Source organism: Demequina rhizosphaerae, from assembly GCF_000971255.1.
Taxonomy (GTDB): domain Bacteria; phylum Actinomycetota; class Actinomycetes; order Actinomycetales; family Demequinaceae; genus Demequina; species Demequina rhizosphaerae.
In genome coordinates this window covers 314,912-336,773 of sequence record NZ_BBMC01000003.1, presented here as the reverse complement: position 1 = coordinate 336,773, position 21,862 = coordinate 314,912, and the positions used below count along the sequence as shown (strand labels likewise).

At 74.3% G+C, this 21,862-nt stretch carries 22 protein-coding genes; 16 read left to right on the top strand and 6 right to left on the bottom strand.

Annotated elements, in window-relative coordinates:
- Positions 1 to 22: 22 nt before the first annotated feature.
- Positions 23 to 649, bottom strand: coding sequence for an alpha/beta hydrolase (locus AOM07_RS14910; protein WP_062311745.1), 627 nt, complete (start codon positions 647 to 649; stop codon positions 23 to 25).
- 57 nt (positions 650 to 706) lie between these two features.
- Between AOM07_RS14910 and AOM07_RS14905 the strand changes: the two genes are divergently transcribed.
- The 3 genes from AOM07_RS14905 (at position 707) to deoD (ending at position 2,682) form a co-directional block, all read left to right on the top strand.
- The gene (locus AOM07_RS14905; protein WP_062311744.1) at positions 707 to 919 is read left to right on the top strand and encodes a hypothetical protein; all 213 of its coding nucleotides are present in this window, start codon (positions 707 to 709) and stop codon (positions 917 to 919) included.
- A 105-nt stretch (positions 920 to 1,024) separates the two neighbouring features.
- Positions 1,025 to 1,936, top strand: coding sequence for a PfkB family carbohydrate kinase (locus tag AOM07_RS05275; protein WP_082101499.1), 912 nt, complete (start codon positions 1,025 to 1,027; stop codon positions 1,934 to 1,936).
- A gap of 41 nt (positions 1,937 to 1,977) precedes the next feature.
- Entirely contained in the window at positions 1,978 to 2,682 is a 705-nt protein-coding gene (gene deoD / locus AOM07_RS05270) for a purine-nucleoside phosphorylase (protein WP_062311742.1), read from the top strand.
- Between the two features lie 19 nt (positions 2,683 to 2,701).
- On the opposite strand, the gene AOM07_RS05265 is transcribed toward deoD, so the two are convergent.
- Positions 2,702 to 3,415, bottom strand: a complete 714-nt coding sequence (locus AOM07_RS05265) for a gamma-glutamyl-gamma-aminobutyrate hydrolase family protein (protein ID WP_084830116.1) — start codon at positions 3,413 to 3,415, stop codon at positions 2,702 to 2,704.
- Positions 3,416 to 3,580: 165 nt separating this feature from the next.
- Here AOM07_RS05265 and AOM07_RS05260 point away from each other — a divergent pair, with 165 nt between their 5' ends.
- The 3 genes from AOM07_RS05260 (at position 3,581) to AOM07_RS05250 (ending at position 5,497) form a co-directional block, all read left to right on the top strand.
- Entirely contained in the window at positions 3,581 to 4,429 is an 849-nt protein-coding gene (locus AOM07_RS05260) for an HAD family hydrolase (protein WP_062311740.1), read from the top strand.
- Positions 4,430 to 4,453: 24 nt separating this feature from the next.
- Complete coding sequence (locus AOM07_RS05255) at positions 4,454 to 4,927, top strand: hypothetical protein (protein WP_062311739.1); 474 nt, start codon at positions 4,454 to 4,456, stop codon at positions 4,925 to 4,927.
- A 132-nt stretch (positions 4,928 to 5,059) separates the two neighbouring features.
- Complete coding sequence (locus tag AOM07_RS05250; RefSeq protein ID WP_062311738.1) at positions 5,060 to 5,497, top strand: OsmC family peroxiredoxin; 438 nt, start codon at positions 5,060 to 5,062, stop codon at positions 5,495 to 5,497.
- 4 nt (positions 5,498 to 5,501) lie between these two features.
- Here AOM07_RS05250 and AOM07_RS05245 read toward each other — a convergent pair whose 3' ends face one another.
- Positions 5,502 to 6,914 (bottom strand): amidohydrolase, encoded by a 1,413-nt coding sequence (locus tag AOM07_RS05245; RefSeq protein WP_062311737.1) that lies wholly within the window; start codon positions 6,912 to 6,914, stop codon positions 5,502 to 5,504.
- A 90-nt stretch (positions 6,915 to 7,004) separates the two neighbouring features.
- Here AOM07_RS05245 and AOM07_RS05240 point away from each other — a divergent pair, with 90 nt between their 5' ends.
- Positions 7,005 to 7,817: an EI24 domain-containing protein gene (locus AOM07_RS05240; RefSeq protein ID WP_062311736.1), complete on the top strand. Its 813-nt coding sequence runs from the start codon at positions 7,005 to 7,007 to the stop codon at positions 7,815 to 7,817.
- Positions 7,818 to 7,884: 67 nt separating this feature from the next.
- Here AOM07_RS05240 and AOM07_RS05235 read toward each other — a convergent pair whose 3' ends face one another.
- Positions 7,885 to 8,766, bottom strand: a complete 882-nt coding sequence (locus AOM07_RS05235) for a LysR family transcriptional regulator (RefSeq protein WP_062311735.1) — start codon at positions 8,764 to 8,766, stop codon at positions 7,885 to 7,887.
- Positions 8,767 to 8,866: 100 nt separating this feature from the next.
- On the opposite strand from AOM07_RS05235, the gene AOM07_RS05230 reads away from it, so the two are divergent.
- Both AOM07_RS05230 and AOM07_RS05225 read left to right on the top strand, forming a co-directional pair.
- A complete protein-coding gene (locus tag AOM07_RS05230; protein ID WP_062311734.1) occupies positions 8,867 to 12,238 on the top strand; it encodes a bifunctional proline dehydrogenase/L-glutamate gamma-semialdehyde dehydrogenase in 3,372 nt (1,123 codons plus the stop codon).
- Between the two features lie 97 nt (positions 12,239 to 12,335).
- On the top strand, positions 12,336 to 12,917 hold the full coding sequence (locus AOM07_RS05225) for a dihydrofolate reductase family protein (protein WP_062311733.1): 582 nt from the start codon (positions 12,336 to 12,338) through the stop codon (positions 12,915 to 12,917).
- On the opposite strand, the gene AOM07_RS05220 is transcribed toward AOM07_RS05225, so the two are convergent.
- Positions 12,914 to 14,011, bottom strand: coding sequence for an FAD-dependent oxidoreductase (locus AOM07_RS05220; RefSeq protein WP_062311732.1), 1,098 nt, complete (start codon positions 14,009 to 14,011; stop codon positions 12,914 to 12,916). The genes AOM07_RS05225 and AOM07_RS05220 overlap by 4 nt on opposite strands.
- A 48-nt stretch (positions 14,012 to 14,059) precedes the next feature.
- The gene (locus AOM07_RS05215; RefSeq protein ID WP_062311731.1) at positions 14,060 to 14,590 is read right to left on the bottom strand and encodes a MarR family winged helix-turn-helix transcriptional regulator; all 531 of its coding nucleotides are present in this window, start codon (positions 14,588 to 14,590) and stop codon (positions 14,060 to 14,062) included.
- 115 nt (positions 14,591 to 14,705) lie between these two features.
- On the opposite strand from AOM07_RS05215, the gene AOM07_RS14660 reads away from it, so the two are divergent.
- The 7 genes from AOM07_RS14660 (at position 14,706) to AOM07_RS05185 (ending at position 21,678) form a co-directional block, all read left to right on the top strand.
- The gene (locus tag AOM07_RS14660) at positions 14,706 to 14,855 is read left to right on the top strand and encodes a hypothetical protein (protein WP_156165324.1); all 150 of its coding nucleotides are present in this window, start codon (positions 14,706 to 14,708) and stop codon (positions 14,853 to 14,855) included.
- A gap of 21 nt (positions 14,856 to 14,876) precedes the next feature.
- A complete protein-coding gene (locus tag AOM07_RS05210; protein WP_062311730.1) occupies positions 14,877 to 15,521 on the top strand; it encodes a CDP-alcohol phosphatidyltransferase family protein in 645 nt (214 codons plus the stop codon).
- 30 nt (positions 15,522 to 15,551) lie between these two features.
- Positions 15,552 to 15,974, top strand: a complete 423-nt coding sequence (locus AOM07_RS05205; protein WP_062311729.1) for an FHA domain-containing protein — start codon at positions 15,552 to 15,554, stop codon at positions 15,972 to 15,974.
- A gap of 3 nt (positions 15,975 to 15,977) precedes the next feature.
- On the top strand, positions 15,978 to 16,727 hold the full coding sequence (gene ftsR, locus AOM07_RS05200) for a transcriptional regulator FtsR (RefSeq protein WP_062311728.1): 750 nt from the start codon (positions 15,978 to 15,980) through the stop codon (positions 16,725 to 16,727).
- Positions 16,728 to 16,817: 90 nt separating this feature from the next.
- Positions 16,818 to 17,390 (top strand): MerR family transcriptional regulator, encoded by a 573-nt coding sequence (locus AOM07_RS05195; protein ID WP_062311727.1) that lies wholly within the window; start codon positions 16,818 to 16,820, stop codon positions 17,388 to 17,390.
- A 273-nt stretch (positions 17,391 to 17,663) separates the two neighbouring features.
- On the top strand, positions 17,664 to 21,098 hold the full coding sequence (locus tag AOM07_RS05190; RefSeq protein WP_439644862.1) for a pyruvate carboxylase: 3,435 nt from the start codon (positions 17,664 to 17,666) through the stop codon (positions 21,096 to 21,098).
- Between the two features lie 82 nt (positions 21,099 to 21,180).
- Positions 21,181 to 21,678 carry a flavodoxin domain-containing protein gene (locus tag AOM07_RS05185; protein WP_169748131.1) on the top strand — a complete coding sequence of 166 codons (498 nt, stop codon included), beginning with the start codon at positions 21,181 to 21,183 and terminating at the stop codon, positions 21,676 to 21,678.
- Positions 21,679 to 21,862 lie beyond the last annotated feature (184 nt).

Below are 21,862 nucleotides of genomic sequence, written 5' to 3'. Positions count from 1 at the left end.
CGAACCCGGGGGAGGGCCCGCGTCAAACGGGGAGGTGCGCCGCGAGGAAGGACCGGACGTCGTCCATCTCCTCCTCGCAGATCGAGTGGCCCAGCCCGGGGTACACGTGGGTCTCCGCCGTCGCGTGGTCCGCGAGGAAGGCCCGCGTGCGCGCCACCGCGTCGGGCCAGACCACGGGATCCGCGTCGCCCCGACCCCAGAACACGGCCGGACGGGCCTCGGCGAGCAGGGTGTCGGCCGGCTGCGGGTCGACGGGCACGAAGCCCGCGAGCACCACCGGCGCGACCACGCGCTCGGGGCGCGTGCGCAGCAGCTGGAGCGCCATGAGGCCGCCCTGGGAGAAGCCCATCGGGACGATGCGCGCGTCGTCGGCGAGGTGGGCGTCGACCCACGCCCACACGGCGTCGGTGGCCTCCTCGATCGCCGCCTGCTCCATGCCGCCGTCGGGCGACAGCGGGAACCAGGCCGCGCCGCCGTAGCCCATGTCGAGGGGCGCGCGCAGGGACGCCCACGGCAGTCCCGACGGCAGCCAGCGCGCGAGGCCCGGCAGGTCGCGCTCGTGCGAGCCGAAGCCGTGGAGCAGCAGGGCGACGGCGGGCGAGGACGCGTCGGGCAGGACGGGGGAGAGGACGGAGCGCAGGTGTGCCACGCGCCCAGTATCGCGGCTCCCGCGCCCGTGCCGCGTCCGCGCGTACGATGCGGTGGCATGAGCGAGCACACCGCCGGCGCCGACGAGGGCCGCGACATCGAGCGCGCGCGCATCGTCGCGTACCTCGCGTTCCACGAGCACAGCGCGCGGGCCAAGGCCACGGCCGCGCAGTCGGACGAGTCGCGGATCTACCAGACCACGATCGCGAACGCGATGCAGGCGATGCGCGAGGCCATCGAGGGCGGCTTCCACTGGAAGGCCGACCTCTGACGCGTGCCGCCGGGTCCCGTTGCGCGGGCCGGACCGCGCGCCTAGTGTCCAGATGACGGCTCCCACGGGCGCGCAACGGCGCGCGATCCCACGACAGGAGGCCCAGTGCACCGCGAAGTGACCGTCTTCGGCAGCGCGAACGCGGATCTGCGGGTCCTCGTCGACGCGCCGCCGGTGCGCGGCGAGGTCAAGGTCGCGCACGACCTCGAGATGGGTCCCGGCGGCAAGGGCCTCAACCAGGCCGTCGCGGCGGCGCGCATGGGCGCGCGCACCACCTTCGTGGGCGCGGTGGGCACGGACGACCACGGCGCGATGCTGTTGCGCTGCCTCGCCGAGGCGGGGGTCGAGGCGTGCGTCGACGAGGTCGAGGGCCGGGCCACGGGCGCGGCGCTCATCGCGGTCGACGACGACGGCGACATCACCGTGATCGAGCTCCCCGGCGCGAACGCGACGCTCGACGTGCTGTCCGACCGCGCCGACCACGTCGTCACCCACACCGCGGTGCTGCTGCTCCAGCTGGAGAGCCCCGTCACCGGATCCGCGCAGGCCGCGGCGCTGGCGGGCGACGAGGGCGCGACGGTGGTCCTCAACGCCGGACCCCGCGGCGCCACGGCCGCGGGCATGCTGCACCTGGTCGACGTGCTCGTCGCCGACGAGGAGGAGGCGGCCGCCCTCGCGGGGATGGACGATGCGAGCCCCGAGGAGCTCGCGGCGGCGCTCGCCGCGAAGGTGCCGGCGGTGATCGTGTTCGGCGGGCTGCGGGGCTCCGTGCTCGCCGACGGCGCGGGCGTGCGATCGCTGCCGCGGTACGTCGCGCACGCGCTCGATGCCTCCGCGGTGACCGACACGTTCTGCGGGGCGCTCGCCGCCGGGCTCTCCCAGGGCGCGGGCGTCGAGGCCGCCGCGGCGCGCGCGGTCGCCGCGGCCGCCCTCGCGATCCAGCGACCGGGCTCGGCGGACTCGATCCCGACCCACGACGACGTCGACGAGTTCCTCGCGCTGCAGCAGGCCGGCTGACGCCGCCGGCCGTCCGCCGAGGCGCGTGAGAGGGTGGCCGCATGGCTACCCCCCACATCCGCGCCGAGCGCGGCCAGATCGCCGACCGCGTCATCATGCCGGGCGACCCGCGTCGCGCCGAGCGCATCGCGCGCGACTACCTCGAGGACGCCGAGCTCGTCACCGACGTGCGCGGCATCCTCGGCTTCACGGGCACGTGGGAGGGACGCCGCGTCACCGCGATGGCGTCCGGCATGGGCGCGCCGTCCATCACGATCTACGCGACCGAGCTCGCGCGCGAGTACGGCGTCCGGCAGATCGTCCGCGTCGGCACGTGCGGCGGCATGAGCACGGACGTGGCGGTGCGGGACGTCGTCATCGCGACCGGCGCCCACACGGACTCCACCATGACGGCGAGCCGCATCCCGGGCGTCCAGTTCAGCCACCTCGCGGACTTCTCGCTCGCGCGCGCGGCGGTCGAGGAGGCCGAACGGCGCGGCGGGGACGCCGCGGTCCACGCGGGTGCGGTGTTCACCTCGGACCACTTCTACCTCGAGCGCCCGGCGCTGACCGAGGCGCTGACGGCGCACGGCACGCTCGCGGTGGAGATGGAGGCCGCGGCGCTCTACGCGGTCGGCGCGGCGGAGCGGATCCGCACCCTCGCGATCGTCACAGTCTCCGACCACCTGGTGACGGGTGAGAGCATGACCGCGGACGAGCGGGAGACGCAGTTCGACGCGGCCGCGCGGATCGCGCTCGCGCTCTGACGGGGCGCGGGCCGGCTCCTCAGCGTGCCGCGCTCGCCCGGGCGGCGGCGACGAACCCGTCCCACACGGCGGTGAGCTCGTCGTGCTCGGGGTGCCACTGCAGCGCGAGGCAGAACGCCTGCGCCGGGTCCTCGATGGCCTCGACCAGGCCGTGCACCGAGCGTGCGGCCACGACGAGCCCCTCGCCCAGCCTGTCGATCGCCTGGTGGTGGTACATGGGCACCTCGCGCTCGAGCGGGTGCAGCGTCGCGAGCAGGGTGTCGGGCAGCACGCTGACGCCGAGGTCGCGGAAGATCGCGTCGCCCATCTGGTAGTCGTCGTGGCCGACGACGTCCGGGACGTGCTGGTGGAGCGTGCCGCCCCGCGCGACGTTGAGGACCTGCGCGCCGCGGCACACGCCGAGGATCGGCATGCCCTGCGCGGTCGCCTCCCGCACGAGCGCGATCTCCCACGCGTCGCGGCCCGCACGCGGCGCGTCGCACCGCTCGTGCGCGTCCGCCCCGTAGACCGCGGGGTCGACGTCGTAGCCGCCCGTGAGGTAGAGCGCGTCGACGCGGGCGAGCGCATCGGCGGCGAGCGCGGGGTCCTGCTCGGGCAGCACCGCGACCACGGCGCCGGCGGCGCGCAGCGGGGCGATGTAGTCGTCGGGCAGCCACACGGCGGGCATGTCGTGCCACGTGCCCATGCTCGACTCCTCGACATAGGACGTCGCGCCGATCACCGGTGCAGCCATGGTTCCCCCGAATCCCCGGGGCGCCGCCGCCCCTGGTGCAGGAATCTAGCGTTCCTGGGAGGGCCCGATGACCACCTTGCCCCGATTGCACCGTCCACGACGGGCCGGGCCGACCGCGCCTCGTCCGCGGCTAGGCTGGAGGCCGCCGACAGACCAGGAGGGACGATGACCCACCCCGACGCGTTCCACGTGCCGGACGGACCTCACGACATCAGGCTGGTCGTGTGCGACATGGACGGCACGCTGCTCGACGCCGCCAAGCAGATCCCGGACGCGCTGTGGCCGCTCGTCGAGCACATGCACGAGCGCGGCATCCTGTTCGCCCCCGCCTCGGGGCGTCAGCACGCGACGCTCGCCCGCCAGTTCGCGCGGCTGGGCGACGGGCTGGTCGTGATCGCGGAGAACGGCGCGTACGTGCGCCGCGGCGACGCGGAGATCTCGTCGTCGCCGATCCCGTCGGCGACCGTGCCCGACATCGTCCGGGCCGTGAGGGACCACGCGGCGGCGGGCTACGACGTGGGCGCGGTCCTGTGCGGCAAGCGCTCGGCGTACGTCGAGCGCGCCGACGAGGCCTTCCTGTCCCGTTCCCAGCCGTACTACGCGGCGCTCGAGATCGTCGAGGACCTGGCGGCCGTCGAGGACGAGTTCCTCAAGGTCGCCGTCTACGACTTCGGGGACGCGGCGCACGACACGGCGCCGGTGCTCGCGCGCTTCGACGGCGCGCTCAAGGTGGTGGTCTCGGACCGGCACTGGATCGACATCATGGGCGCCCGCGTCGACAAGGGCGTGGCGGTCCGCCGTCTCCAGGAGGCGCTGGGGATCACGCCGGGGCAGACGGTCGTCTTCGGCGACTACCTCAACGACCTCGAGATGATGGACGCGTCGGAGCTGTCCTTCGCGATGGCCAACGCGCACCCGGACGTCGCGGAGCGCGCCCGCTACCGGGCGCCCTCCAACGAGGACGCGGGCGTCATCACGACGCTGCGCCGGCTCCTCGACCATCCCGTCGGCTGATACCCCCTGGGGTATGCTTCCCGGATGGACGTCCTGATCTCGCTGCGCCGCTGGCCCGCGCGCCGGTGGCTCGTCGCGCTCGGCACCGCCGTCGCCACGTACCTCTTCATCGCGCTCCCCACCGACCTGGTCCCGAACCCCGTGTTCGGCCGCGAGATCCCGCCCACCGCGTGGTCGTACTGGGCCCTCGCGATCTCCGCGGTGCTGTCCGGCCTGCTCGCGGCGACCTACGTCGCGACACCCGAGGAGGCCAAGGCGCAGCGCGACGGCAAGCTCGGCATGGCGGGGGCGTTCGTCACGTTCTTCGCCGTCGGCTGCCCCGTGTGCAACAAGCTCGTCCTGCTCGCGCTCGGCTACACGGGCGCCATCCAGTTCTTCGAGCCGATCCAGCCCTATCTCGCCGTCGGCGCGATCGTGCTGCTCGGCTGGGCCCTCACGTCTCGCGTGCGGAACGAGTACGCGTGCACGCTTCCCACGCGCGACCGCGTGGGGGTCTGAGCCGCGGCCTCGCGGCGCGCCTCGGCGTCGGCATGCGCAAGAACGCCCCCGCGCCCTAACGTGGGAGGTGGAGGGTGGATCCGGGTGCGACGGCGACCGCCGGCGGACCCCCACCGGGCGAAGGAGCACGTGATGACGGTCTCGAGCAGGGCGACGGCGAACTGGTACAGCGGGCTGACGACCGGTCAGGGCAAGGCGACGCTCGCGTCGGGCAACGGCGAGTTCGAGGTCGACTGGCAGGCGCGCTCGGAGGGGCGCGAGAACGCGGTGACACCCGAGGAGCTGCTCGCCGCCGCGCATGCCTCGTGCTTCTCGATGGCGCTCTCCTTCGCGCTCGAGCAGAACGGCACGCCGCCGCACTGGGTCAAGGTCGAGGCCGAGGTGAAGTTCGAGGCCGGCGTCGGCGTGCTGTCGAGCATGCTCACCGTGCACGCGAAGGTCTCGGGCATCGACCAGCTGGAGTTCTCGCGCTTCGCCGAGGACGCCAAGGACAACTGCCCGGTCTCCAAGGCCCTCGCGGGCGTCGACATCTCGCTGGAGAGCGCGACGCTCGAGGAGGCGATCGTCTGATCGCCTAGAGGGCTGCGTGCGTCGCCCGTCCGCCCACGAGGGTCATCGCGACGGGGAGGGTCCGCAGGGCGTCGCCGTCGGCGGTCCACGGGTCCGCGTCGAGCACCGCGAGGTCGGCGCGCTGACCCGGCGCGATCGTCGACCGGGTGCTCGCGGCGATCGCCTCGTCGACCGTGAGCGCCTGCTCGCCATGCCACGCCGGCCGGTCGCCGCGCGTGCGCCGCACCGCCGCCGCGACCGCGATCCACGGGTCGAGCGGCGCGACGGGCGCGTCCGAGCCCAGCACCACGCGCGCCCCGGAGTCGAGCAGCGCGCGCAGCGGGAAGGCGCGGCGGGTGCGCCCCGCCCACAGCTCGTCCGCCACGTCGCGGTCGTCGAGCGCGTGCTCGGGCTGCACGCTCGCCACGATGCCGAGGCGCGCGAATCGCGCGACGTCCGCGTCCGCGAGGAGCTGGGCGTGCTCGATGCTTCCCCGGGCGCGCGTCGCCTCGAACGCGTCGAGCGCGATCGCGTTCGCGGCATCGCCGATCGCGTGGATCGCGCACGCGATGCCGGCGCCGGTGGCGCGCATCATGAGCTCGCCGAGGGCGGGACCGTCGACGTTCTGCATCCCGACGCCGCCGTCGGGGTAGGGGTCGCAGCAGTGCGCGGTGCGGGTGTTGAGGGACCCGTCCGCGATGACCTTGAGGGGGCCGTGCCGGAGCAGGCCGCGCGTGCCGTCCACCGCGAGCCCGGTGCGCGCCCGCGAGGCGACGCGCGCCTCCAGGCGTTCGCCGTAGAAGCCGGCCTCGACGCGCAGCCCGTCGATCCCGGCGGCGATCCGCGCGCTCCACTCCTCGACGGTGTCGGCGAACTCCAGGTCGACGATCCCGACGACGCCGCGCGACGATGCGGCCCGCACCGCCTCCGCGACCGCGGAGCGGGGGAGGGGAGCGGCGTCGAGGGCGACCTCGGCGGCGAAGGCCTCGTCCTCGCGCAGCAGGCCCGGCCGGCAGCCGAGCTCGAGCGCCGCGGCGGTGTTCACCCAGGCGGTGTGCATGTCGCCCGACAGCAGCACGGTGGGCGCGGGTCGGGCGGCGTCGAGGGCCGCCGCGGTCGGCGCCTCGGCCCACGTCGCCCACCGGAAGCCGAAGCCGACCAGCAGCCCGTCGGGACGCGCCCCCCGCACCGCCGCGCACGCCTCGGCCACCGACCGCGCCCCCGCGACGTCCAGCCGGCTCCGCGTGCGCGCCCACTGACCGAAGTGGACGTGGGCGTCCCACAGCCCGGGCACGACGAGCCGCCCGTCGAGGGTCAGCTCCTCCCGTCCCCGGCCCAGCTCCTGGCCCACCTCAGCGATGGCGCCCGCGTCGATCGCGACGTCGAGCGGGCCGTCGTGGCCGCGGAGGCGCGCGCCGCGCAGGATGAGGTCGTGCATGGGTGCTCCTCGGAGGACGATCGGCGGGTCGAGCAGGCCGGATGCGCGTCACTGTAGCCCGCGCGGGGTGTCGCCGTTAGCATCGGCGCCATGCCTCCCGCCCGCGCCGTGCCCGCCCGTGCGCGCGAGGTCGCGGTCGGGGTGCGGACCGCGGTGTCCGGGCTGCGCGCGTGGGCGCGCGAGCCGCGCCTGCTCGGCCTCGGCGTGCTGCCGGGCCTCCTGGTCGCCGTCCTGTTCGGCGTCGCGCTCGGCGTGCTCGCCGTCAACCTCGGCGCGGTGGGGCGGGCGATCGCCGGCGCGCTCGGGGCCGACGACGGCTGGGTCGCCTCCGTGGCCGCGGTGACGGCGTCGGTGGCCGTGCTCGCCGCATCGTCCCTCGTCGCGGTCGCGCTGTTCGCGACGCTCACGCTCGCGATCGGCCAGCCCTTCTTCGAGGCGATCTCGCGCCGCCTCGACGCGGACCTCGGCGCCGCGCCCGACGACGAGCCGTGGTGGCCCGCGCTGCTGCGCGGGCTCGGCGAGGGCGTCGTGACGCTGGCGATCTCGATCGGGGTGTCGCTGCTGCTCCTGGGGATCGGCCTGCTGCCGGTCGTCGGCTCGGCGACGGCGTTCTCGCTCGGCGCGCTCGTCGGCGGCCGTCTGCTCGCGATCGAGCTGACGGCGTACCCGATGGCGCGGCGGGGCATCGTCGCGCGCCGCGACCGGATCCGGGCGCTGCGCCCGTACCGGCTCCGGGTGATCGCGTTCGGCGCCACCGTCTTCCTCGTGTTCCTGCTGCCGCTGGGCGCGGTGCTGGCCATGCCGGCGGCGGTCGCGGGCGCGACCCTGCTGGTCCGCGCCCTCCCCGCGCTCCCCGCCGCCCCCGACAGCGGGCACGGAGCCGGTCCCGACACGCCGACCTGACGGTCGCGCTCGGCTCGGATCCGCGGCGTGTCGCCGCGAGATCCGTGCGGACTGTCGGCGCGGGGGGCTAGGTCGCCGAGGCCTCGAGCGCGGCCCGCACGGCCTCGACCGCGGGATCGCGGCGCGACGTCGCGCGCATCGCGGTGAACACCGTGCGGCGGGGCCCGCCCTCGAGCGGCAGCACGCGGGCGTCGATGCCGGCGTAGGACACCATGAGGCCGGGCAGGATGGCCACCGCGAGGCCCTTCTGGACCAGCTGGACGTGGGCCTGGAGGTCCGAGCTCTCGAAGCGCACGTCCGGCTCGAAGCCCGCCACGCGGCAGGTCTGCTCCGCGAAGTGGCGCGTCGCCGTGCCCGCGGGCTCCATCACCCACGCGGCGTCGGCGAGGTCCGCGACCGACGAGGCGCCGGCCCACTCGCCGCCGACCGCGAGGAGCAGCTCGTCGCGCACGAGCGGCCGCCGCACGACGCCGGGGTAGTGGGGAGCCGAGTGCTGGGGGTACTCCTCGGCGACGACGAGGTCGTACTCGCGCGCCCACGTGTCGGCGAACGCCTCCTCGGGCTCGGTCTGCGTCACCTTGACGCGGACGCCGGGGTGCGACTCGCGGAGGCGCAGCAGCGCGCCGGTGACGAGGGTGAGGGCCGCGGACTGGAACACCGCGAGCCGCACGGTCCCGGTGACGCGGCCGGAGCCGGCGCTCAGCTCGGCCTCCGCGAGCTCCATGGTGTCGAGCAGCTCGTGCGTGCGGGCCACGAGCCGTTCGCCCGCCGGGGTGAGGATCACACGTCGCCCGGAGCGGATCGTCAGCGGCACCCCGGCCTCGCGCTCGAGGGTCGCGAGCTGCTGCGACACGGCCGACGCGGTGTAGCCCAGCGCGTGCGCCGCCGCCGCGATCGTGCCGCGTAGCGCGAGCTCGCGGAGGGCGACGAGACGGACGAGGTCGAGCACCCCGAAAGCATAAGCAGAACTGACGAATATTCGTAAGACTGGGTCGCTGGTGCTGTGGGGTTGGGCGGCCCGACACTGATGCCTTCAGAGAAGGAGCACCATGACCATGTCCCCGCTGGCTCCCGAGCGCACCCACACCGCCGACGACACCGTCGCGCAGGTGCGGACGTGGCTCGAGGCCTCCCGGTCCCACCCGATCGACGGCTCGGCGCGCCTGCTCGCGCGCATGCTCCGCGATCCGGAGGGCCTGCCGTTCCTCACGGACTTCGTCGACGGCATCGTCCGCCCCGAGGACACGGGCGTCGCGGCCGCGAGCCTGCGACGCATGGTGCGCCGGGACCACGCCTTCCTGCCCGGCTACCAGCGCGTCGCGCTCCGCGCCGGCGCACTCGCCTCCCACGTGGCGCCCGGGCTGGTCGTGGCCGTGTGCCGCCGCGTGGTGCGCGAGATGGTCGGCCACCTCATCGTCGACGCGACCGAGGCCCGCCTGGGCCGTGCGCTCGCGCGCCTGCGCGCCCGCGGGAGCCGCCTCAACCTCAACCTCCTCGGCGAGGCCGTGCTCGGCGCCGCCGAGGCCGACCGCCGCCTCGCGCGCACGCTCGCGCTGCTCGAGCGGCCCGACGTCGACTACGTGTCCCTCAAGGTGTCCGCCGCGGTCGCGCCGCACTCGCCGTGGGCGTTCGACGCGACCGTCGACGCCGTGGTCGAGCGCCTCGCGCCCCTGTACGAGCTCGCCGCCCGCAAGGACGGCGCGTTCGTGAACCTCGACATGGAGGAGTTCCGCGACCTCGACCTCACCGTCGCCGTCTTCACCCGCCTGCTCGAGCGCCCCGGCCTCGAGGACCTCACCGCCGGCATCGTCCTGCAGGCCTACCTGCCCGACTCGCTCGGCGCGATGCGCCGCCTTCAGGACTGGGCCGGCGACCGCGTCGCGCGCGGCGGCGCGCCCATCAAGGTGCGCCTGGTCAAGGGCGCGAACCTCTCGATGGAGCGCGTGGACGCCGAGCAGCACGGGTGGCCGCTCGCGACCTGGGGCTCCAAGGAGGAGTCCGACGCCCACTACAAGCGCATCCTCGACCTCGCGCTCACCCCCGAGCGGCTCGCGCACGTGCGCCTCGGCGTCGCGGGGCACAACCTCTTCGACATCGCCCACGCGCTGCTTACCGCGCGCGAGCGCGGCGTGACCGACGGCCTCGACTTCGAGATGCTGCTCGGCATGGGCGAGCACGTCGCCGCCGCCGTCGCGCAGGACACCGGCCCGCTGCGTCTGTACACGCCCGTGGTCCACCCCGGCGAGTTCGACGTCGCCCTGGCGTACCTGGTCCGCCGCCTCGAGGAGGTCGCGAGCCCCGAGAACTTCATGTCCGCGCTGTACGACCTCGAGGACGACGCCACGTTCGCCCGCGAGGAGGCGCGCTTCCGCGCGTCCCTCGCCCGCGCCGAGGACGCGGTCCCGGCCTCGCACCGGGACGCCGCCCGCGGCGCGGCCCCGTCGACGGGCTTCGCCAACGCCGCCGACACCGACCCGTCGCTCGCCTCCAGCCGCGCCTGGGCGCGGGAGATCCGCGCCACGGCGCCGTCCACGCGGGCCGGGCTCGACACCCTCGCGGCCGCGCGGGTCGAGGACGATGCGGAGGTCGCCGCGGAGGTCGCCGCGGCCAAGGTGGGCGCGGCCTCGTGGCAGGCGCTCACCCCCGAGGACCGCGCCGCGATCCTCCACGCCGCCGGACGCGCCCTCGAGGCGCGCCGCGGAGACCTCGTCGCCGTGATGATGGCCGAGGCCGGCAAGACCATCGACCAGTCCGACCCCGAGGTGTCCGAGGCGGTGGACTTCGCGCACTACTACGCGGAGCGCTCGCTCGACCTGCACCGGCTCGAGGGCGCGCGGCCCGTGCCGCGCGACGTCACGGTCGTCACGCCGCCGTGGAACTTCCCGGTGGCCATCCCCGCCGGCTCGACGCTCGCGGCCCTGGCCGCCGCATCGTCCGTGGTGCTGAAGCCGGCCGAGCAGTCGGCCCGTTGCGGCGCGCTGCTCGCGGAGATCCTCTGGCAGGCGGGCGTCCCGCGCGACGCGCTGCGCCTCGTCGACATCTCCGCCGACGGCATCGACGCGGGCCTCGGAGACGCCCTCCTGGGCCACCCGGACGTGGACCAGGTCATCCTCACGGGCGCCTACGAGACCGGCGCCCTGTTCCACCGCGTCGCCCCCGGCCTGCGCCTCTTCGCCGAGACCTCCGGCAAGAACGCGATCGTCGTGACCCCGAGCGCGGACCTCGACCTCGCGGTGCGCGACGTCGTCCACTCCGCGTTCGGCCACGCCGGCCAGAAGTGCTCGGCGGCGTCGCTCGTCATCCTCGTGGGCCCCGTGGCGACCTCGCGACGCTTCCTCACGCAGCTCGAGGACGCGGTCCGCTCGCTCACGGTCGGCGCCGCCGACGACGCGACCACGCAGATGGGCCCGGTCATCGAGCCCGCGCGGGGCAAGCTGCTGCGCGCCCTCACCACGCTCGAGCCGGGGGAGAGGTGGCTCGTCGAGCCGCGCCGCCTGGACGACGAGGGCCGCTCGTGGACGCCCGGCGTCCGCGCCGGCGTCGCCCCCGGGTCGTGGTTCCACCTCACCGAGTGCTTCGGACCGGTGCTCGGCATCATGACCGCCGCGACCCTCGACGAGGCGATCGCGCTGCAGAACGGCGTCGACTACGGCCTCACCGCAGGCCTGCACTCCCTCGAGGAGACGGAGATCGCCCGGTGGCTGGGCGCGGTCGAGGCGGGCAACGTGTACGTCAACCGCGGCATCACCGGAGCGATCGTCCAGCGGCAGCCGTTCGGCGGCTGGAAGCGGTCCGTCGTGGGCCCGACCGCGAAGGCGGGCGGCCCGTCCTACCTCGTGCAGCTCACCGGATGGGAGCGCGCCGACGTGGACGCCCCGCCGACCGCCGCGCGGATGCCGCTGCTCGAGGACGCCCCCGCGTGGGTGCGAGCCGCCGCCGCGGCGGACGCGCGCGCGTGGTCGCAGGCCTTCGGCGCCGCGGTCGACCGCAGCCGCCTCGTCTCCGAGCGCAACGCGCTGCGCCACGCTCCCGCGGCCACCGAGATCCGCTGGGACGGCGTCGACAAGGCCGCGCTCCAGCGCGTGTGCGCGGCCCGGCTCACCGCCGGCGGCACGGGCGGCCTGTCGAGCGCCGTCGAGCTCACGCCGCGCTTCCGCGCGCTGCTCGAGGACGCCGGGCTCGCCGTGACCGTCGAGTCCGAGGACGCGCTCGTCGCGCGGCTCGCCGGCGACGGGGCGCGCGTGCGCGCCGTCGGCGCCGCCCCCGCGCAGCGCATCGACCTCGCCGTCTACGACGCGCCGGTCACCGGCGCGCCCGAGGTCGAGCTGCTGCCGTTCCTCCGGGAGCAGGCGGTCGCGGTGACGATGCACCGGTTCGGCACGCCGTGGCCCGTGGCCGATGCGGTGGTGGCCGGCCTGTAGCGGTCCTGCGGACCGGAGGGGGCGCACGGCGAGAGGGGCGCCCCCTCCGGCCCGCGCGGGGCTAGCCTGAGGGCGTCCCGAGGCGAGGGAGCGCACCGTGGGCGCGGTTGTCATGTACGGCTCGGTGTCGGTCGACGGCTTCATCGCCGACGAGCACGACCGGCCCGGACCGCTGTTCGACTGGCTCGTCTCCGGGGACGTGCCGTTGGACGACGCCGGAGTGCTGAAGGTGTCGCGGGCGTCCCACGACTACACGCGGGCCTACTGGGACCGGATCGGCACGACCGTCGTCGGCCGCCGGTCCTTCGACCTCGCGGACGGCTTCGGCGCCACCCCGCCGAGCGGCGTCGACCATGTCGTCGTCGTGACGCACCGGGGCGCGCCCGCGGACTGGGATCGCGGGTCCCCGTTCGACTTCGTCGAGGGGATCGAGGAGGCGGTGACGCGGGCGCGGGAGCTGGCGGGCGACCGCATCGTCGAGGTCGCCGCCGGCGACGTCGGCGGCCAGGCGCTCGGCGCGGGGCTGGTCGACGAAGTCCGCATGGACGTCGTCCCCGTCGTGCTCGGCTCCGGCAGGCGCTTCTTCGGGGCGGTGCAGGCGCCGCACCTCCTCGAGGATCCCGACGAGGCGGTGCAGGGCGAGCGCGTGCTGCACCTGCGGTACCGGGTGCGACGCTAGCGCCCGAGCACCTCGGCGATGGCCTTGGCGGTGAGGCGCGCGGCACGGTTCGACGAGATCGTGCTCGCCTGGGGGCCGTAGCCCGCGAGGAACAGGCCCGGCTCCCCGGGCACCCGGCCGTCCTCGACGACGATGCCGCCCGCATCGTTCACCACGCCCAGCGGGCGCAGGTGCGCGATCTCCGGGCGGAAGCCGGTGGCCCAGATCACCGCGTCCAGCGGGATCTCGACGTCGTCGCGGGTGATGACGCCCGTCCCGGTCATCTCCGCGAACATCGGCAGCCGTTCGAGGCGGCCCGCGGCCTCGAGGCGGCGCACGAGCGCCGACCGGGGAAGCCCCGTGACGGACACGATCGAGGGCAGCGGGCGTCCGGCCCGCGCCGCCTCGTCCTGGATCGCGACCGCGACGCGGCCCCGCTCGGGGGACAGCTCGACCTCCTCGTCGTGGAAGGTCGGGGTGCGCCGGGTGAACCACAGCACCTCGGAGGCGACGTCGCCCACCTCGTCGAGGAACGTGAGCGCGGATGTGCCGCCGCCGACCACGGCGACGCGGAGGCCCGCGAACGGGGCGGCGCCCGTGTACGTGGCCGTCGTGACCTGCAGGCCGCCGAAGCGGTCCCGCCCGGGCATGAACGGCACGCGCGGGCTCGTCCACGTGCCGGTCGCCGAGACCACCACCCGCGCGTCCACAGACGTCACCGCGGAGCCGGTGGCCGCGAGCACCCGGTAGCGGTCGCCGGCGCGCTCGACGCGGGCCACGGTGACGGGGCGCAGCACCTCGATGCCGTGCCGCTCCTCATAGCTGCCGTAGTACTCGGACACGACGTCGCGCGCCGGACGGTCGCCGGGCGCGGTCGAGAACGACAGGCCGGTCTCCGCCATGCCCGGCAGGTCGTGCAGGTGGTGCGTGCCGCCCAGCGTGAGCGACTGCCACCGGTGCTGCCAGGCACCGCCCGGGCCGGGGCCGCGGTCGAGCACGAGCACGTCGCGCCCGCTCATGAGGCCGCGCCGGCCGAGGTGGTACGCGACGGCGAGGCCCGCCTGCCCGGCCCCGATGACGACGACGTCGGCGGTGCGGTGCGTCGGGTCGGGCATGGCTCAACAGTACGGGCTCAGCGGGCGCGCGACGGCAGGCGCACGGCGTCAGGACGCGGTGCCGGCGACATCCGCCGCGCGCAGCCCGAGCTCGACGCCGAGGCGGTCGATCTCGGCCTGGCAGCTGGTCGCCGGCGAGGCGTCGAGGACCCGCAGCGCGACGCGCCCGACCACCTCGGCTTCGTCCTCGGGCACCACGTCCACGAGCCCGTTCCTGAGGTGCGCCGCGAAGACCGGCAGGGCCGCGGCGAGGGCCTCGCGGCCCGCATCGTCCATCTCCACCCACGTGCCGCGGTGGTCCTCCACGCACGTGACGCGGGCGACGAGGCCGCGGGCCTCCATGCGCGACACGTGGTGCGAGATGCGCGACTTCTCCCAGCCGAGCATCTCGCCGAGCGAGCCCGCGCGCAGCCGCCCCTCGGGGGCGGCGTCGAGCGCCATGAGGATGTCGAGGTCCGGCACCGAGATGCCCACGGCGGCCTGGAGCCGCTGCTCGAGGCCCGCCACGAGGCGCCGGCCCATGAGCGCGAGGGCGCGCCAGAGGGCCCAGTCGCGCGGCTCGAGGGCGGGGGTGGTCACGCCTCCATGCTAGAGGGGCCCCACACCCGTGTCACGGAGGCCGCGCGCGCCTCGCGCCGGGCGCGGGCCCGTTCTAGGCTGGAGACGTCCCCTGGACCAGCGACGGAGGTGGATCATGAGCGACGACAAGGTGACCGACACGCGGCACTACAAGTTCGAGCAGATCAAGGCCAAGGAGCTCGCGCGCGGCGCCAGCGAGGACGAGGCCACCCGCATCGCCGCCGCCACCGTGGACAAGGTCATGGAGCAGGAGCCCGAATCCTGACATCCCTCTAGACTGTGCGGCGTGGAAGCCGTCGAGCACCCCCGTCACGGGCATGTCCATCCGGTCCCCGCGACCGCGGTGTGGACGATCCCCAACGCCATCAGCGGGGTCCGCCTGCTGCTGATCGCGGTGTTTGGCGCGCTCCTGAGCGCCGACCGCGACACGTGGGCGATCATCGCGCTCGCCGCGGCCGGCATCAGCGACTTCCTCGACGGCTACCTCGCGCGCCGCTGGGGCCAGGTCACCCGCCTCGGGCGCCTCCTCGACCCCGCCGCGGACCGGCTGCTCACGGTCGCCGTCGTGCTCGGGCTCGCGTTCCGCGACATCATCCCGTGGTGGCTCGTCGCGGTGCTGCTCGCGCGCGACGTCATGGTCGGCACGGTGCTCCTCATCGCGCACCGCCACCACGTCGCCTCGCCCCAGGTCACGTTCGTCGGCAAGCTCGCGACGGCGCTCCTGTACCTGTTCCTGCCCATGGCGTACCTCGTGAGCGTGGCGTTCCCCGACTGGGGCTACCTGCACGGCGTCGCGATCGCCGGCGCGTCCGTCGCCGCGGTCTTCTACTGGTACTCCGGGGTGGGCTATGTCCTGGATCTGCGTGCGCGGATGGCGCTGCACGCCGGGCGTGGCGAGGTGTCGCCGGAGGGCCCGTCGGGCCTAGGATGAGCAGCGAACGGTCGAGCTGAAGGAGGCGTCATGACATATGACGAGAGCCCCGTCGAGCGCACCATGTCGCTCGACTCCGCAGCCCCCGTGGACGAGGCGGCCCCGCACCGCCTGAGCGCGCAGGACCAGGCCGCCGTCGAGGCGCTCGGTCCCGACCACGCGCTGCTCATCGTCCACCACGGTCCCAACCTCGGCGCGCGCTTCCTGCTCGACGTCGACGTCACCACCGCGGGACGGTCGGTGAAGTCGGACATCTTCCTCGACGACGTCACCGTGAGCCGCGAGCACGCGCAGTTCGTCCGCGACGGGCACGCGTTCTACGTGCGCGACCAGGGGTCTCTCAACGGCACGTACGTCAACCGGGAGAACGTCTCGGAGCGCAGGCTCGAGGCGGGCGACGAGGTCCAGATCGGCAAGTACCGGCTGACGTTCCACCCGGGCTCGCAGGCCTGACGGATGGCGCAGGCCGCACGTCCCCAGGCGGCGCCCGCGAGCGTCGACGCACCGGAGGCCCGTGACCACGGGCCGTCCCCGGTGCTCGTCGGCACCTGGCCCCACGCGCTCTCGCACGAGCCGATGCTCCGGGTGAGCGACGTGCTCGGGCTGGTCCAGCCGCAGTTCCCGACGCTCACGACGTCGAAGCTGCGCTTCCTCGACTCGCACGGGCTCGTCACGCCCGAGCGCACGTCGTCGGGCTACCGGCAGTACTCGCCGGCGGACGTCGAGCGCCTGCGCTTCGTGCTGCGCCAGCAGCGCGACCACTACCGTCCGCTCACGGTCATCCGCGAGCAGCTCGACGCCCTCGACGCCGGCCTGCTCCACGAGCCGGTGACGCTCACCGAGATCGGCGAGGCGCCCGACGACTACCTCACCGCGGCCGCCGTCGCGGAGCGCGGGGGAGTGAGCCTCGAGACGCTGCGCGAGCTCGAGGACGCGGGCATCGTGGGCGCGTCCGTGCCGGACGGCTACGAGCCGGGCGTGCTCACCGTGGTCGTGGCGGCCGCCGCGTACCTCAACGCCGGGGGCGACGTGCGGTCGTTGCGCACGCTCGTGCTCGCGGCCCGCCGCGAGGCGGACCGCGCCGAGGCCCATGCCGCGCCGCTGCGCCGTCGCGGCGGGGGAGAGGCCGAGGCCGCCGCGGGCGAGTTCGGCGAGGCCGCGATCGCCGCGTTCTCCGCCGTCGTGCGCCACCAGGTGGGAGGATAGGGGCAAGGTCGCGCGACACGGGCGCGCGGTCGTTGACCCGGCATCCCGGCAGCCCTAACGTTTGAGTGAAGGTTGAACCTAGGAGGACAGATGACCGACGGACCCGGCCACCGCACGCCTCCCCGGCTCGATCAGGGGGTCCTCTTCGACGACGGCCTCCCGCCGCTCGACGAGAACGCGGGCTACCGCGGACCCACCGCGTGCAAGGCCGCCGGCATCACCTACCGCCAGCTCGACTACTGGGCCCGCACCGGCCTCGTCGAGCCCACGGTCCGCTCGGCCACCGGCTCGGGCACGCAGCGCCTCTACGGCTTCCGCGACATCCTGGTCCTGCGCGTCGTCAAGCGGCTGCTCGACTCGGGCGTGTCCCTCCAGCAGATCCGCTCCGCGGTCGAGCACCTGCGCGAGCGCGGCGTCGAGGACCTGTCCCGCATCACGCTGATGTCCGACGGCGCCTCCGTCTACGAGTGCACCTCGGACGACGAGGTCATCGACCTGGTCCAGGGCGGCCAGGGCGTGTTCGGCATCGCGCTGGGCAAGGTGTGGCGCGAGCTCGAGGGCTCGCTGTCGTCGCTGCCCGCCGACCGCGCGGACGACCCGGCCCGGGTCACGGCCGTCGACGAGCTCGCGGAGCGCCGCGCGCGCCGCAGCCAGGCGGGCTGAGCCCGCCCCTCCCGCATTCCCGGGGCACGATGCGCGGTCGTGCCCGCGCATCGTCCCGCCACGCCGTCGATCCCGTCCCCACGGGGCGGGCGGCCGCCCCCGCGCGCTGCCACGCGGGCCGCGCCGGTGGCGTCCTTCGCCGCGTCTCCCGGCCGCGATCCGACCCGGATCGGGCGCGCGAGGCGACGGCCGCCGTGGCGTGCGCACGGGGCCCCGACACGGCCCGTCTCACCAGGTGGACGGCGGCTGACTGCCGTCCCGAAACCTGGCAGGATGTCCCCCAACGACGAAGGGAAGCAGATGTTCGCCAAAGTCCTCGTGGCCAACCGTGCAGAGATCGCCGTCCGTGCCTTCAGGGCCGCCGTCGAGAACGGCGCCGGCACCGTGGCCGTGTTCCCCTACGAGGACCGGATGTCCGAGCACCGCGTCAAGGCGGACGAGTCCTACCAGATCGGTGAGAAGGGCCACCCGGTCAAGGCCTACCTCGACATCGACGCGATCCTCGACGTGGCCAAGCAGGCCGGCGCGGACGCCGTCTACCCGGGCTACGGCTTCCTGTCGGAGAACGTCGACTTCGCGAAGCGCTGCGCCGAGGAGGGCGTGACGTTCGTGGGTCCGCCGCCGGAGGTGCTCGCCAAGGCCGGCGACAAGGTCGCGGCGCTCAAGGCCGCCCGCGAGGCGGGCGTGCCGGTCCTCGACTCGTCGGAGCCGTCGCGCGACGTCGACTTCCTCGTGGGCGAGGCCGACCGCATCGGCTACCCCGTCTTCGTCAAGGCCGTCGCCGGCGGCGGCGGGCGCGGCATGCGTCGCGTCGAGCGCCGCGAGGACCTCGTGGAGATGCTGTCCGCCGCGATGCGCGAGGCCGAGAACGCGTTCGGCGACCCCACCGTGTTCCTGGAGCAGGCCGTGCTCGGCCCGCGCCACATCGAGGTCCAGATCCTCGCCGACGGCGAGGGAAACGTGGTCCACCTGTTCGAGCGCGACTGCTCGCTCCAGCGCCGCCACCAGAAGGTGGTCGAGATCGCCCCGGCCCCCGCGCTCGACCCGGCGATCCGCGACGCGCTGTGCGCGGACGCGGTCAAGTTCGCCAAGAGCCTCGGCTACGTCAACGCGGGCACCGTCGAGTTCCTGCTCGCCACCGAGGGCGAGCGCGCCGGCCAGCACGTGTTCATCGAGATGAACCCGCGCATCCAGGTCGAGCACACCGTGACCGAGGAGGTCACCGGCGTCGACCTCGTGAGCTCGCAGCTGCGCATCGCCGCCGGCGAGACCCTCGAGGGCATGGGCATCCGCCAGGAAGACATCCGCGTCTCCGGCTTCGCGATCCAGACCCGCATCACCACCGAGGACCCGGCGAACGGGTTCCTGCCCGACACCGGCCGCATCGTCGCCTACCGCTCGCCGGGCGGCGCGGGCATCCGCCTCGACGGCGCGACCGGCATGGCCGGCAACGAGATCACCGGCCACTTCGACTCGATGCTCGTCAAGCTCACGTGCCGCGGCCACGACTTCGCGACCGCGAACCGCCGTGCGCTGCGCGCGCTCGCCGAGTTCCGCATCCGCGGCGTCACCTCGAACATCCAGTTCCTGCGCACCGTGCTCGCGCACCCCGACTTCCAGGCGGGCGGCTTCACCACGTCGTTCATCGAGACGCACCCCGAGCTGCTCGACCTCGCGACCACGCCGGACCGCTCGACCAAGCTGCTGTCGTTCCTGGGGCACACCACCGTGAACCGCCCCTACGGCGAGCACGCCGAGGTCTTCGTGCGCCCCGGCGACAAGCTTCCCGACATCGACCTGTCGGCCGAGCCGCCCGCCGGCTCGCGCCAGCGCCTGCTCGAGCTCGGCCCCGAGGGCTTCGCCCGCGCGCTGCGCGAGCAGAACGCCCTCGCCGTCACCGAGACGACGATGCGCGACGCGCACCAGTCGCTGCTCGCGACCCGCGTGCGCACGTACGACCTGCTCGCGGCCGCCGGCCACGTGTCGCGCATGACCCCCGAGCTGCTGTCGATGGAGGCCTGGGGCGGCGCGACGTACGACGTCGCGATGCGCTTCCTGTCCGAGGACCCGTGGATCCGCCTCGAGGACCTCCGGGCGAAGATGCCGAACATCGCGATCCAGATGCTGCTGCGCGGCCGCAACACGGTCGGCTACACGCCATACCCCGACGAGGTCGCCGTGGCGTTCGTCGAGGAGGCGGCCGCCACCGGCATCGACATCTTCCGCATCTTCGACGCGCTCAACGACGTCGAGCAGATGCGTCCCGCGATCGAGGCCGTGCGCGGCACCGGCACCGCGGTCGCCGAGGCCACGCTCTGCTACACGGGCAACATGATCTCGCCGTCCGAGACGCTGTACACGCTCGACTACTACCTGCGCCTCGCGGAGCAGCTGGTCGAGGCGGGCGCCCACATGCTCGCGATCAAGGACATGGCGGGTCTGCTGCGCCCCGCGGCCGCGGCGATCCTGGTGTCGCAGCTGCGCGCGAACTTCGATCTGCCGGTCCACCTGCACACGCACGACACCGCCGGCGGCCAGATCGGCACGCTGCTCGCCGCCGCCGAGGCCGGCGTCGACGCGGTCGACGTCGCCAGCGCGGCGATGGCCGGCACCACCTCGCAGCCGCCGATGTCGGCGCTCATCGCCGCCCTCGAGCACACCACCCGGGACACCGGCATGTCGCTCAAGGCCGCGCAGGACCTCGAGCCGTACTGGGAGTCGGTGCGCCGCCTCTACGCGCCGTTCGAGTCCGGCCTGCCCGGCCCGACCGGCCGCGTCTACCACCACGAGATCCCCGGCGGCCAGCTGTCCAACCTGCGCCAGCAGGCGATCTCGCTGGGCCTCGCGGACAAGTTCGAGGCCATCGAGGACATGTACGCGGCCGCGAACCGCATCCTCGGCAACCTCGTCAAGGTGACCCCGTCGTCGAAGGTGGTGGGCGACCTGGCCCTGCACCTCGTCGCGAACGACGCGGACCCGGCGGACTTCGAGGAGAACCCGGACAAGTACGACCTGCCCGACTCCGTCATCGGCTTCCTCGCCGGCGAGCTGGGCGACCCGCCCGGCGGCTGGCCCGAGCCGTTCCGCACCAAGGCCCTCCAGGGCCGCGACGTCGAGCGCAAGATGGCCGAGCTGACCGACGAGGACAGGGAGGTGCTCGGCACGCCGGGCACGGACCGTCGCCGTCGCCTCAACCACCTGCTGTTCCCCGGGCCGGCCAAGGACTTCGACCAGGCGGTCGAGAACTACGGCGACATCTCGGTGATCGACACCTTCCACTACCTGTACGGCCTGTCCGTCGGGTCGGGCGAGGAGGCCGTGATCGAGCTGCACCGCGGCGTCAAGATCATCGCCACCATCGAGGCGGTCGGCGAGCCGGACTCGCACGGCGAGCGCACGGTGATCTTCAACTACAACGGCGGCATCCGCCCGATCCAGGTGCGCGACCTGTCCGCGAAGGTGGACGTGGTCGAGCGCGAGCGGGCGGACGCGACCAAGCCGGGCCACATCGCGTCCCCGTTCACGGGCCTCGTGACGCCGCGCGTCGCCGAGGGCGACGAGGTCGAGGCGGGCCAGACGGTCGCGGTCATCGAGGCGATGAAGATGGAGTCGTCCATCACCTCGCCCGTGGCGGGCACGGTCGCACGGCTCGCGATCGGCGGATCGCAGTCCCTCGCGGGCGGCGACCTGGTGCTCGTGGTCGAATAGACAGGTGGTCGGGGACCATCGTCCTGTCGGCGCGAGGCCGTGTCACGGGACGATGGTGCCGTTCACCCCGGAGGAGGTCACCATGAAGGTGCTGGTAGCGGTCGGATCGAAGTACGGAGCCACGCGCGAGGTCGCGGAGCGAATCGCCGAGGAGATCCGTGCTCACGGGTTCGAGGTCGACCTGCAGGACGCGTGCGACGTGCAGGGCATCCACTACTACGAGGCGGTCGTCCTCGGCTCGGCCGTGTACGGCGGGCTGTGGCGCCGCGACGCCTCCGCGCTCGTGCGGGACCACCGCGACGAGCTGCGCGACAAGGACGTGTGGATGTTCTCGGTCGGCATGGAGACGGTCGTCCAGCCCGGCCAGCCGCTCGACGAGGCCGACGGCTTCGCCACGGACATCGAGGCCCACGACCACGCCCGCTTCCCGGGCGCGCTCGACTGGGACAAGCTCAACGTCGGCGAGAAGGCCCTCATCCGCGCGCTCAACCCGCCCAAGGGAGACTTCCGCGACTTCACCGCGGTGCGCGAGTGGGCGTCGAACGTGGCGACCCAGCTGGAATCCATCGCCGCCGCCTGACGCAGCGTCACGAGGGCCGCTCCCCATCGCAGGGGAGCGGCCCTTTCGCGTGTCCGGGCGTCTCGCGGGGGACGATGCGACACCCGGGAGAGGCGTCCATCGTGCCCCGCGCCGCGGGCTAGGCTGGGGTCAGGTCCCCACCTGGCAGCGAGGCCGGTGCGATCCATCGGTCCTCGCGGAACGA